Source organism: Leyella stercorea, assembly GCF_021531655.1.
Window position 1 is genome coordinate 67,575 of the sequence record NZ_JADYUF010000011.1, and the last position, 12,327, is coordinate 79,901.

General features: G+C 49.9%; 10 protein-coding genes and 1 pseudogene. 9 read left to right on the forward strand and 2 right to left on the reverse strand.

All coding sequences use genetic code 11. From position 1 onward, the window contains the following. Positions 1–57 precede the first annotated feature (57 nt). The 6 genes from I6E49_RS04880 to I6E49_RS04905 all read left to right on the forward strand — a co-directional run bounded on the left by I6E49_RS04880 (position 58) and on the right by I6E49_RS04905 (position 4,916). Positions 58–1,293 carry a THUMP-like domain-containing protein gene (locus I6E49_RS04880; RefSeq protein WP_235400754.1) on the forward strand — a complete coding sequence of 412 codons (1,236 nt, stop codon included), beginning with the start codon at positions 58–60 and terminating at the stop codon, positions 1,291–1,293. A gap of 54 nt (positions 1,294–1,347) precedes the next feature. Then, the gene (coaD, locus tag I6E49_RS04885; RefSeq protein ID WP_235400756.1) at positions 1,348–1,803 is read left to right on the forward strand and encodes a pantetheine-phosphate adenylyltransferase; all 456 of its coding nucleotides are present in this window, start codon (positions 1,348–1,350) and stop codon (positions 1,801–1,803) included. Between the two features lie 246 nt (positions 1,804–2,049). Next, positions 2,050–2,463 carry an rRNA maturation RNase YbeY gene (gene ybeY, locus I6E49_RS04890; RefSeq protein WP_235400757.1) on the forward strand — a complete coding sequence of 138 codons (414 nt, stop codon included), beginning with the start codon at positions 2,050–2,052 and terminating at the stop codon, positions 2,461–2,463. 38 nt (positions 2,464–2,501) lie between these two features. Further along, a complete protein-coding gene (locus I6E49_RS04895) occupies positions 2,502–3,431 on the forward strand; it encodes a carbohydrate kinase family protein (protein ID WP_235400758.1) in 930 nt (309 codons plus the stop codon). A 56-nt stretch (positions 3,432–3,487) separates the two neighbouring features. Continuing rightward, the gene (locus I6E49_RS04900) at positions 3,488–4,666 is read left to right on the forward strand and encodes an FprA family A-type flavoprotein (protein ID WP_235400759.1); all 1,179 of its coding nucleotides are present in this window, start codon (positions 3,488–3,490) and stop codon (positions 4,664–4,666) included. A gap of 103 nt (positions 4,667–4,769) precedes the next feature. Beyond that, positions 4,770–4,916: a hypothetical protein gene (locus tag I6E49_RS04905; RefSeq protein WP_235400760.1), complete on the forward strand. Its 147-nt coding sequence runs from the start codon at positions 4,770–4,772 to the stop codon at positions 4,914–4,916. Positions 4,917–5,155: 239 nt separating this feature from the next. Here the strand turns inward: I6E49_RS04905 and I6E49_RS04910 are convergent, their stop codons facing one another. Next, entirely contained in the window at positions 5,156–6,418 is a 1,263-nt protein-coding gene (locus tag I6E49_RS04910) for a M16 family metallopeptidase (RefSeq protein ID WP_235400761.1), read from the reverse strand. Between the two features lie 105 nt (positions 6,419–6,523). Between I6E49_RS04910 and I6E49_RS04915 the strand changes: the two genes are divergently transcribed. Beyond that, positions 6,524–9,679, forward strand: coding sequence for a glycoside hydrolase family 2 TIM barrel-domain containing protein (locus I6E49_RS04915; protein ID WP_235400763.1), 3,156 nt, complete (start codon positions 6,524–6,526; stop codon positions 9,677–9,679). 66 nt (positions 9,680–9,745) lie between these two features. On the opposite strand, the pseudogene I6E49_RS14730 reads toward I6E49_RS04915, so the two are convergent. Continuing rightward, a pseudogene (locus tag I6E49_RS14730) lies at positions 9,746–9,973 on the reverse strand (IS66 family transposase); the annotation flags it as partial. Positions 9,974–10,269: 296 nt separating this feature from the next. On the opposite strand from I6E49_RS14730, the gene I6E49_RS04920 reads away from it, so the two are divergent. Then, entirely contained in the window at positions 10,270–11,748 is a 1,479-nt protein-coding gene (locus I6E49_RS04920; RefSeq protein ID WP_235400765.1) for an ATP-binding protein, read from the forward strand. A gap of 100 nt (positions 11,749–11,848) precedes the next feature. Then, positions 11,849–12,217, forward strand: a complete 369-nt coding sequence (locus I6E49_RS04925) for a hypothetical protein (RefSeq protein WP_235400767.1) — start codon at positions 11,849–11,851, stop codon at positions 12,215–12,217. The last annotated feature ends 110 nt before the right edge of the window (positions 12,218–12,327 follow it).

Sequence of the window (12,327 nt, forward strand, 5' to 3'; positions counted from 1 at the left end):
TTTCAGGCGATAATGATGACGCAAAATACGCATAACGACAACGTAGCACATTGATATATGACAACATCCGAATTTGTAAAACAGTTTCGCGAGTCCGACCCCCGCAAGCTTGCCCTTCAGGCCTCGCGCTATCCCGATGTAGACATGCCCTATGCCTTGAATCAGATTCAGGGTTGGCAGACGGCGCTGCGCAAGCTGCCCTCATGGGCTGCGTGCGATGGGGTGGTGTATCCTCCTCATCTCAACATGGAGCAATGTTCGTCGGAAGCTACGGCGCGTTACAAGCAGCAAGTGGCACGTCGGTGGGCCGAACGCATCCCGAACGCATCCCGAACAAGCATGACCGACCTCACGGGAGGATTCGGAGTGGACTTCTCGTTCACTTCGCGCTGTTTCGACTGTGCCACGTATGTAGAGCGCAACGCCTCGCTTTGCGACGTTGTGGGTGCCAATCTGCCCCGTCTGGGCATCCGGAACGCCCAGGTGAAGTGTGCCGAAGCTGAGGCTGTGCTGGAGCAGCTGGAGCCTCAGACCATGATATTCCTCGACCCGGCACGCCGCGACGAGCACGGAGCCAAGACCGTGCTGATAGCCGACTGCACCCCCGACGTGTGCCAGCTCCTGTCCAGTCTGATGCAGAAGTCGCAGTTTGTGATGCTCAAGCTTTCGCCCATGCTCGACTGGCACAAGGCTATCGTCGACCTCGACGGTAAGGTTCGCGAGGTGCACATAGTGTCGGCAGACGGCGAGTGCAAGGAGTTGCTGCTCGTATTGGCTTCTGACGGCACGCCGGAAGTGCAGGTGTTCTGCGTAGACATTCTGTCACGCCCCGACTCAGAGGGTCAGTATCCGCGCAGCGAATTTGTATATAGCATAGGTGGCGAAGCCGAGCCGCAGCCAACCAATTCAAAACTCAAAATTCAAAACTCAACATTCCTCTTCGAGCCCAACGCTTCCGTGATGAAGGCAGGCTGTTTTGACGAGATAGCCCGAGCCTACGGCATTAGTGCAATAAGCCGCAACAGCCATCTGTTCCTTTCCGACCGTGAGATAGACGGCTTCCCCGGCCGCACATTCGTCATCGATGCCGTCACCACGATGAACAAGCGACAGCTCCGCCAGACCCTCTCCGGTATGAAGCAAGCCAACATCGCCGTGCGCAACTTCCCCCTGTCCGTGGCCGAACTGCGCAAGCGACTGAAGCTCTCCGACGGCGGCGACACCTACATCTTCGCCACCACCACATCCGACGGCGACCATATACTTATGCTGACGCATAAGACAAAAAAGTGAAAAAGCTACGTGTTTTCTCAAAAAAACATTACTTTTGCAAACAAAACAACTACGATGAAACGTACAGGAATATTCGTCGGGTCGTTCGACCCGTTCACCATAGGCCATGACTCAGTCGTGCGCCGCGCCCTCGCCTTGTTCGACCATCTTGTGATAGGCGTAGGCGTCAACCAGGGCAAACGCTATATGCTCACCGCCGACGAGCGCGTTGACGCCATACGCTCGCTCTATCGCGACGAGCCACGTATCAGCGTGGAGCAATACAGCGACCTGACGGTCGACTTCGCCAAGCGCCTCGACGCCCAGTTCATCGTCAAAGGAGTGCGCTCGGTGCGCGACTTTGAGTTCGAGCGCGAGCAGGCCGACATCAACCGACGGCTCACCGGCATAGAGACCATCGTTCTGTTTGCCGAGCCGGGATTGGACAGCATCTCGTCGACCGTGGTGCGCGAGCTCACGCATTTCGGCCATGACTGCCGCGAGTTTCTGCCCTGCGGGGCAGAATTTTGAGTTTTGAATTTTGAGTTTTGAATTGTTGCCTGCGGCAATTTTGAGTTTTTGAATTTTGAGTTTTGAATAATTCCAATACTCAAAATTGAAAAATCCAAAACTCGAAAATCCAAAACTCAAAACTCAAAATTGAATAATTCCAAATCGCAGGAGCCGCCGAGAATAATTCAAAATTCAAAACTCACAATTCAAAATTGCCAACGGCAACAATTCAAAACTCAAAACTCAAAATTCAAAATTCAACAAATGATAACATACAACGTAGACGGCGTGAAGATGCCGAAGATAAAGAAGCGTGAGACTACGGCGTGGATACGTGCCGTGGCAGCAACATACGGCTACAAGGTAGGCGAAGTGGGCTACATGTTCGTAGACGACGAGAAGATACTCGAAGTGAACAACGAGTATCTCGGGCACGACTATTACACCGACGTCATAACATTCGACTACGACGAACCGGGCATCGTGAGCGGCGACATAGTAATCTCGCTCGACACCGTACGCACCAATGCCGAGCAGTTCGGCAAGCAGTATGACGACGAACTGCGCCGCGTCATCATACACGGCATACTCCATCTGTGCGGCATCAACGACAAAGGACCCGGCGAACGCGAAATAATGGAGGAGGCAGAAAACCGTGCCCTCGCCATGCATCCGTAACAATACAAGGATAATCCTCAATAAAATACAATTGAAAAATGCGAAAAGTAATAGGTATTGGCGAGACGATGCTCGACATCATCTTCAAGAACGGCAAACCCATTGAGGCTGTGCCGGGAGGCTCAACGTTCAACGGAATAATATCACTCGGACGTGCCGGAGTAAACGCAACGTTCATATCCGAAACCGGAAGCGACAGAGTGGGCGAGTACGTGCGCCAGTTTCTCAAGCAGAACAACGTGGACACGGCAAGCGTCAATGTCTATCCCGACTCCAAGTCGCCCGTTTCGCTCGCCTTTCTCGACGATTCTAACAACGCCGACTACATCTTCTATCGCGAACAACGGCACGATCACATGGACTTTACTTATCCCGACATCAACCGCGACGACGTAGTTGTGTTCGGATCGTACTATGCCGTCAACCCGAATCTGCGTCCGCAGGTGTCAGGACTGCTCGAAATCGCCCGACAGCGTGGCGCCATCATCTACTACGATGTCAACTTCCGACCCGCACACCAGAACGACGTGATGAAGATTACGCCCAATCTGATAGACAATCTCGAATATGCAGACATCGTCAGAGGCTCGCGCGAGGACTTCACCATATTATATAAGAAGGACACGGCCGAACGTGTATATCGTGCCGAAACGTCGTTCTACTGTCCGCGACTGGTCTATACCGACGGTCCACGACCCGTAACCGTGATGGCAGACGGAGGCTTCCACAAGCAATATCCGATGCCACAGACCCAGACCGTGAGCACCATCGGAGCCGGCGACAACTTCAACGCCGGATTCATCTACGGACTAATCAAGTACGGAGTGACACGCGACAGCCTGGAGCGAGGACTCGACGAGGATACCTGGGACAAACTCATAGCCTGCGCCTCGGCCTTCTCTGCCGACTGCTGCAAGGACATCTACAACTACATCTCGACAGAATATGGCAAGAGTCTGCAGCTGTAGGCTGCCCGAAAGTTGCCGCACTACAGCGTTTCAACAATCAAACTATACATACAATTATGAATACTGAAATTACATCATCAATACATTATGTCGGCGTGAACGACCGTCATAAGCACATCTTCGAGGGACTTTGGCCCTTGCCCTACGGCGTTTCGTACAACTCGTACATCATCGACGACGAGAAGGTTGCGCTCATCGATACCGTTGAGGTAGACTTCTTCCCGCAGTTTCTCGCCAACATACGCTCGGTAATCGGCGACCGCCCTATCGACTACATCATCGTCAACCACGTCGAACCCGACCATAGCGGCTCCCTGCCACTCATCAAGAAGTACTATCCCGAGGCACGCATCGTAGGCAACAAGAAGACCTTCGACATGGTGCGCGGATACTATAACGTTGGTACGGGCGACGATATCGTGGAGGTTTCTAACGGAGACACTCTCCAGCTCGGCAAGCACACGCTCTCGTTCATCATGATTCCAATGGTGCATTGGCCCGAAACGATGGCTACACTCGACCAGACTGCCAACGTACTCTTCTCGGGCGACGCCTTCGGATGCTTCGGTGCGCTCGCAGGAGCGTTCGTTGATGCCGACATGAATTGCGACATCTACTGGGACGAGATGCGCCGCTACTATTCAAACATTGTGGGCAAGTATGGCGTTCCGGTTCAGCAGGCGCTCAAGAAGCTTGCCGGTGTGAAGATCGACTACATCTGTTCTACACACGGACCCGTTTGGCATGAGCACATAGCACGCGTCATCGAGGCTTACGACCGGATGAGCCGATACGACACCGACCGTGGAGTTGTAATCTGCTACGGCTCGATGTACGGCAACACCGAGCGTGCAGCCGAGGTCATTGCACGTGCAGCTGCCCAGGCAGGAGTACGCAACATCGTCATGCACGACGTGTCGCGCTCCGACCATTCTTACATCCTGAGCGACATCTTCAAGTACGACACCATCGTGCTCGGCGCTCCTACCTACAACAACGGTATCTATCCGCAGATGCAGGCGCTCATCGACGAGATAGCCGACCGTGGTATCAAGAATCATCGTCTGGCTGTATTCGGCTCGTTCACATGGGCTGGTCAGACCGTAAAGAAGATTCTCGAAGCCAACGAAACGCGCCTGAAGTTTGAGCTTGTAGGCACTCCCGTCGAGATAAAGCAGAGTCTCAACGCAGAGACCGAGGCAGCTTGCGAAGCCCTGGGACGTGCTTTGGCGTAATGAAATAAATAGCCTGAAAACCCAACTCCTGCAAAGCCCCACCCCCGACCCCTCCCCCTTAGGGAGGGGAGTGATATGCTTTGTTGCCAAGAATCGTTTTATTATGAGAAGAATAGCAATGATTGGAATCGTCCTTTTAATGATAAGTGTGCCCTTCCAGTGGCTCTATCTTGGCAATTATGTTGTCAGCTCAGCAAGCACGCTCATCGCGATATACGGCATTCTCAGATACATCAACAAGCTTGCGTGAATATCGGGACGTCGGACTATAAAAACTTTATTTAAACGACAATAACGACAATGGTCAACAATTAGCTACAGGCTGATTGTTGACCATTGTCGTTATTGCTTGCTCAGGTTACGGCGAGAACGCCATAACCTCCTACTATTGCAGTCAAAGCATACTACTCCCCTCCCTGCGGGGGAGGGGTCGGGGGTAGGGCTTTGTGTGGTTGTGGCTGGGACTTTGTGTCGTTTGGTCTTCTATTTCTACTTTATCACCAGCCTCGTCATTCCCTCTTCGGCAAACGTTTCTTGCGCCACTTGCTGCAGGTCGGCAGCTGTCAGGGCGTCAATACGATTGCATAGGGCGGTGACATCCTTCTTCCATCCGTAGTGCAGATAGGTTTTGGCGAAGTCGAGAGCGAACGATTCGCGGGCGTCGCAGGCAATGCCTATCTGTCCGCGTATCTGCTTCTTGGCGGCGTTCAGAGCCGACTCGCTCAGCGGATGCTGCATCACGCGGTCGAGTTCGCGGCGTATCAGACGCAGACACTTGTTGGTATTGCGCGGATCGCAACCGAAATATATCGCCCACAGACCCGTGTCCGAGTAGCTCTGCATCATACTTTCAACTGTATAAACAAGAGCGTTGCGCTCTCTGAGCGAAATGTTGAGGCGAGCATTCATGCCCGGTCCGCCCAGTATATTGTTGAGAAGATAGAGCGCGATGCGGCGCGGATCGTGAACATCGTAGGCACGTGTGCCCAGCATAACGTGCGCCAGATGAGTGTCCATGTGCTGTTCTATGCTTTGTGGAGTATAAGGTGGCATTGCCGAAGGCGTAGTGTCGCGCAGAGAGAGCTGTTCGGTCTGAATGGTAGAAGCGGTAGCATTGCTGGCGGAGCAACTCGTGTCGTGCGCCTTCTCAAGCAACCGTACCAGCTTGTCGAAGCTTATGTCGCCGTAGGCAAAGAATACGGCGTTGTCCGGACGGTACAACCGGCGTGTGAAATCCAGGGCATCTTCAGTAGTGTAAGTGCGCAGAACGTCTGCCGAACCCAGAATGTTGTGACCCAGCGGATGCCCCTTGTATATAGCGTTTTCGAACAGATCGTATATCAGTTCGGCAGGCGAATCGTTGTAACTTTCAATCTCGTCGACTATCACCTCAACCTCCTTGTCAATCTCCGCTTGCGGATATGTGCTGTGAAACACTATGTCTGTGAGCAGATCGACAGCACGGTCGATGTTGTCGCGCAGTACGGCAGCATGATAAACCGTCTCCTCCTTGTTGGTGAAAGCGTTCAAGTCGCCGCCAACACTTTCCAGATAGCCCAGAATCTTCATCGAACTGCGACGCTCAGTACCCTTAAACGTGATGTGTTCGCAGAAGTGTGCCATTCCCTCGCGGCCCGGTTGCTCGTCGCGTGTGCCCGCTGCCACGGCATAACCGCAGTAAACAACGGGCGAAGCGCTGGGCAATTGTATTATGCGCAGGCCGTTGCTGAGTGTATGTGTATTGTAGTTCATATCCAAATGTTTAATATATGCAAAGTTACACTTTTTGTCGCTGATTTTATGTAACTTTGAAGCCGAAACCCGAACAAAAGGAAACTTTTTAACAACAAACTTAATATGAAACATCTGTTATTGACACTGGCTGTGGCGGGAATGGCTCCTTGCATGATATACGCAGCCGAAACGACGGACAAGGTCGTTCAGCCTACGTTCAAGGAGTGGCACGACATGTCGGTCAACAACGTTAACCGATTTCCTACGCATGCCTCGTTCTTTGCCTATGAGAACCGCAGCGCGGCTCTGAAAGGCGACCGCAACAGTTCTGCCAATTATCTCTCTATTGAGGGCGACTGGCGTTTCAACTGGGTGGCTAATGCCGACCAGCGTCCTACCGACTTCTTCAAGGAAGGCTACAACGACTCATCGTGGAAGACGATGAAGGTGCCCGGAATATGGGAAGTCAACGGTTATGGCGACCCCGAGTACGTTAACATCGGATTCGCATGGCGCGGACACTTCAAGGACAATCCCCCTCAGGTGCCCACAAAGGACAACCACGTAGGCTCATATCGCCGCACTATCAATATACCTGAGTCGTGGGACGGCCGTCAGGTGATTGCCCATTTCGGTTCGGTAACGTCAAATATGTATCTGTGGGTGAACGGTCACTTCGTAGGATACGGCGAAGATTCGAAGTCGGCAATGGAGTTTGACATCACTCCTTACCTCAAGAAGGGCGACAATCTCATTGCTTTCCAGACATTCCGTTGGTGCGACGGCTCGTATAGTGAGGACCAGGACTTCTGGCGTTTGTCGGGTGTGGCACGCGATTGTTATCTCTACTCACGCTCAAAGCAGGCTCATATTGACAACGTAAAAGTAACTCCAGACCTCGACGCGCAATATCGCAACGGCTCTTTGGCTGTAAACGTAAAGGCAAAGGGCAACGCCAAGTTTGTCATCGACCTCATTGCACCCGACGGCGACATCGTTAGCCGCAAGGTGCTCAACACTTCGAAGGTGAAAGTGAAGAAGGGTCAGAGCGTGCCCGAAATCAATGCGACAGTCAAGTTCGACGTGGAGAACCCGCTGAAGTGGACTGCCGAGACTCCAAACTTATACAAGGTGGCTGTCACTATACAGCAGAACAACAATGAAGTGGAATCCGTTGCTGTGCGCACGGGATTCCGCAAGGTGGAAATCAAGAACTCTCAGCTGCTCGTCAACGGTCAACCGGTGCTCATCAAGGGCGCAAACCGCCACGAGATGGACCCCGATGGCGGCTACGTGGTTTCGCGCGAGCGCATGATTGAGGACATCCGCCTTATGAAAGAGTTCAATATCAACGCCGTTCGTACCTGCCACTATCCGTCAGACCCCTACTGGTATGATCTGTGCGACGAATATGGCATCTACGTTTGTGCCGAAGCCAACCAGGAAAGCCACGGATTCTACTACGAAAAGAACGCCAAGTCGACCGAACCGCAGTTTGCTCTGCCTATAATGGAGCGCAACGAGCACAACGTTATCAATCAGTACAACCACCCGTCGGTTATATATTGGTCGATGGGCAACGAGACTGCCGACTCCAAGAACTTCGCCGACGTGAAGAAGTGGATTCACGAATACGACCCGACACGTCCCGTCCACTTTGAGCGCGCACTCAATGGCGACAACACCGACATCTTTGCCGAGATGTATATGACGCCCGAATACATAGAGAACTACGTGACCCACAACCCCAAGAAGCCTTACATCCTATGCGAGTATGCCCACGCCATGGGCAATTCGGGCGGTGTTATGAAGGAGTATTGGGATCTTGCACGCAAGAATCCTCATTTCCAGGGCGGATTCATCTGGGACTTTGTAGACCAGGGACTGCGCGGTAAGGACGATAAGGGCAATATGATTTACAAGTACGGAGGCGACTATAACTCGTACGACCCGTCGGACAACAACTTCAACTGCAACGGACTCATCAATCCCGACCGCATTCCCAACCCCGAGATATGGGACATGAAGTACTACTATCAGAACTATTGGGCTGAGCCTATCGACCTGAATGCAGGCACAATCTCGGTGTACAACGAGAACTTCTTCGTCAAGCCCGAGAACGTATCGTTGTCGTGGGCTATCGTAGCCGACGGTATAGAGTATCAGAACGGAACAATAGCCGACATCTCGATGCTCCCTCCTCATAAGAAGATGGAGCTGGTGCTGCCCTACAAACTCAACGACTACAAGAACCAGAAGGACGTGATGCTCAACATAGAGTTCCGTCTGAAGAAGGACGAGGGACTGCTCAAGGCGGGCCATATAGTAGCCCAGCGTCAGATGCCGATACGCGAATTCACGGGCAACGACCTCGCTGTCAACCCCGCTTCGCTTAAGGCTGTGAAGCTTGTCGACAAGAAGAAGGAGCCGCAGATAACGCTCCACGCCGAGAACTTCACTCTGCAGTTCGACCGCAAGACCGGTTTCATCTCCAAATACGAGGTTGGCGGCAAGTCATTGCTTGGCGAAGGCGGCTCATTGAAGCCCAACTTCTGGCGCGCTCCGACCGATAACGACATGGGAGCAAACCTCGGCAAGAAGCTCGCAGCATGGCGTTCGCCAAAGATGAAGCTCGCATCGCTCACCGCCGACAAGAAGACCAAGACCGTGACAGCCGTTTACGACATGCCGACTGTTAAGTCGCAGCTCACCCTGACCTATCAGGTTGAGGACAACGGTACGCTCAACGTGACGCAGGCATTGAAGACCACGCCGGGTGCAAAGGTAGAACGTATGCTCCGTTTCGGTATGACGATGAACCTGCCTTACCAGATGGACCAGAGCACATGGAACGGTCGCGGACCGGTTGAGAGCTATGTAGACCGCAAGATTTCGCAGAACGTAGGCTTGTATAAGTCGACAGCCGACAAGATGTTCTTCGCTTATGTTCGTCCGCAGGAAAACGGCAACATGACCGACATCCGCTGGTGGCAGCAGACCGACAACAACGGCGCTGGATTCCGCGTTGAGTCAGACGGCCTCTTCGCCGCATCGGCATTGCACTACAACCAGGCCGACCTCGACGATGGCGAAGCAAAGCGCCAGAGCCACTCGCAGTCAGTGCCCAAGTCGAAGTACACCAACCTCAACATCGACCTCACTCAGGAGGGTGTAGGCGGTATCGACAGCTGGGGCGCAGAGGCTCTGCCTGCCTACCGTATGGCATACAAGGACTATACATTGCGCTTCCGCATCGTGCCGAAGACATTGGTTAAGTAGAAGTTTATAGGTAAGCGTATCCGCGATGCTAGTATATACACGTTAAAAAAAATATCGCTCAAGCTTTTATTCTTGAGCGATATTTTTTTGTTTCCATTTGTCCGGTAGCAATTCCCGGTACTTACTTAATGGTGTTCTTGGTGGCAGCACTGCTGCTTTGTTGATGACATCGGATATATATTCAAAGAAGTTAATACCTTGCAGTCTGCATGAGCATGCCAGCGAATAGAACATGGCTGCCCGTTTGGCACCAGCATGCGACCCGAAGAAAAGTGAGTTTCTTCGGGAATTAGATTTTTTATTCACGCAGCAAAGGTAAAGAGATAAAAAAATATGGACAAGGCTGCATCGCGGATACGCTTACATGCAAATTAAGCCTATTAAAACATGCTTAATTTGCAAACCTTATTTTTATTGCTGATACTCAATAAGTTACAAGTACATATTAATCTACATAATAGGCAAATTATAGCTTCATCTTTCTTAATATGCACGTTTTTATCTTCATTTTACCCTTAAACTGCAAATTAAACCTAAAAACCAAGCTTATTTTTACCAAAACATACATATTAAGAGAATTATCTGTATATTTGCGATCTAAAATAGTTAGAATTATGGAATATACGGCACTTTTAGAGAAACAGATATTAGGTAGGTTGAAGATAGACAATCCTTGGTGGACGGAAGGTAGGATACCTTCTTACTATCAGGACATGAGTCCTCGTCTCTATCTCGACATCTTCTATCCCCTGGTAAAGGATGTCAGCATTCAGCGTGCCCTCATCTTGATGGGACCTCGCCGAGTGGGTAAGACGGTAATGCTCTATCATTCCATCCAACAGTTGATAGACGATGGCGTGTCGCCTCAGAATATCATCTATGTTTCGGTAGAAACTCCTATCTATAACAATATCCTCTTGGAGCAGTTGTTTTCTTTGGCAAAACAGATATTGAGTAAGGAAGACAGCCAAGAAGAGTTTTATGTTTTCTTCGACGAGATACAGTATCTCAAAGACTGGGAAATCAATCTTAAATCTCTGGTAGATACTTATCACAACGTGAAGTTTGTAGTTTCCGGTTCTGCTGCTGCAGCATTAAAAAAGAGTAGCAACGAAAGTGGGGCGGGCAGGTTTACCGATTTCAATCTGCCGCCGTTGCTTTTCTTCGAGTATATCCATCTTAAGAAATATGAGCATCTGATGCGCCAATCTAAGGTGGAATGGCAAGGAATAGAGAGCGATATCTATAGCACGATAGATATTGATAAGCTGAACTGTCTCTTCCTCGACTATATCAATTATGGCGGTTATCCAGAGGTGGCTTTTTCTTCCCGAATACAGGAAGACCCTGGGCAGTTTGTTCGCCACGATATTGTAGATAAGGTATTGTTGAGAGATTTGCCGAGTCTTTATGGCATTTCTGATGTACAAGAGCTTAACTCGTTGTTTACTATGATTGCTTATCATAGTGGCATGGAGTTCTCGTATGAGAGTATGTCGAAAGAATCGGGAGTAAAGAAGGAAACCATTCGCAAGTACATCCAATATCTTGAGGCTGCTTTTCTGATAAAGATTGTGACAAGAACTGACGATACGGCAAAGCGATTCCAACGTCAAACTACTTTTAAGATTTATCTAACGAATCCTTCGCTTAGGTGTGCACTATTTGAGCCTATCAAGATGATAGATGGCAATATCGGAGATATGATTGAAACTGCTATCTATTCGCAATGGATTCCAAGAAAGGGGCACATTGCTTATGCCAACTGGAAGATGGGGCGTTCGCAGGGCGAGGTAGACTTGGTAGGCATCAACGATGCTTTACAAAAGCCTTATTGGGCGGTAGAAATCAAATGGTCGGATAGGTTCTTCGACAAACCTTCTGATCTTTCGTCCTTACAGTTTTTTATGGAGAAGAATCATCTGCCCCAGGCTTTGGTAACTTCCATCAGTAAGGGAGGAACAAAGAATATGAATTTTGGAACTCTTCATTTCATCCCGTCTGCCTGCTATGCATATACGGTAGGAGAAAACACGTTGAGGCAAGCCAAAAAGAGCTTTGGATTATAATGCTATTTTCAAATTGCATGAACTTGGCAAAGATATAAAATACGAACAAAAAGGATAGTTTTTTACCTTGATATTTAATGGCTAATTAAAAAAAATAGTTATGAAACAAATTATTAAGAGAGGTAGTTTTTTTACCTTGATGTTTATGTTGCTTGGTTGTTTGTCGCTTTATGCTGCAGATAACGACTTGATTACAAGGCAAATCACCATTACGTTGGAAAAGGCTGGTACTTTGCCTGATAGAATTGCAAGTAGTAAAAAGAATAAGATTACCAATTTGAAGATTATTGGTGAGATAAATGGTACGGATTTGAGGATGATTCGTGAGATGGCTGGAAGTAATTCTAATGGTAATTCTACTGACGGAAAGCTTTCTGTATTAGATTTGTCTGAGGCAAAGATTGTAAAAGGTGGGGATTGCTATTTAAATAATGGTTATGATTATACTTCTAATGATGTAATAACCTGAGTTCGGGATAAGCGACTGTCGTTTTTCTTGCTATGCCAGATTTCCGATAGGTGCATATTACATTTGCCCTCCAAACAATATGGATGGCAAAATGCAAGAATTGTAAAGTC

Excerpts from the sequence above, each read along its gene's own strand:
- ybeY (WP_235400757.1), top strand. The coding sequence starts at position 2,050 with ATGATAACATACAACGTAGACGGCGTGAAGATGCCGAAGATAAAGAAG.
- I6E49_RS04925 (WP_235400767.1), top strand. The coding sequence starts at position 11,849 with ATGAAACAAATTATTAAGAGAGGTAGTTTTTTTACCTTGATGTTTATG.
- I6E49_RS04910 (WP_235400761.1), bottom strand. The coding sequence starts at position 6,418 with ATGAACTACAATACACATACACTCAGCAACGGCCTGCGCATAATACAA.
- I6E49_RS04915 (WP_235400763.1), top strand. The coding sequence starts at position 6,524 with ATGAAACATCTGTTATTGACACTGGCTGTGGCGGGAATGGCTCCTTGC.
- I6E49_RS04880 (WP_235400754.1), top strand. The coding sequence starts at position 58 with ATGACAACATCCGAATTTGTAAAACAGTTTCGCGAGTCCGACCCCCGC.
- I6E49_RS04905 (WP_235400760.1), top strand. The coding sequence starts at position 4,770 with ATGAGAAGAATAGCAATGATTGGAATCGTCCTTTTAATGATAAGTGTG.
- I6E49_RS04895 (WP_235400758.1), top strand. The coding sequence starts at position 2,502 with ATGCGAAAAGTAATAGGTATTGGCGAGACGATGCTCGACATCATCTTC.
- I6E49_RS04900 (WP_235400759.1), top strand. The coding sequence starts at position 3,488 with ATGAATACTGAAATTACATCATCAATACATTATGTCGGCGTGAACGAC.
- coaD (WP_235400756.1), top strand. The coding sequence starts at position 1,348 with ATGAAACGTACAGGAATATTCGTCGGGTCGTTCGACCCGTTCACCATA.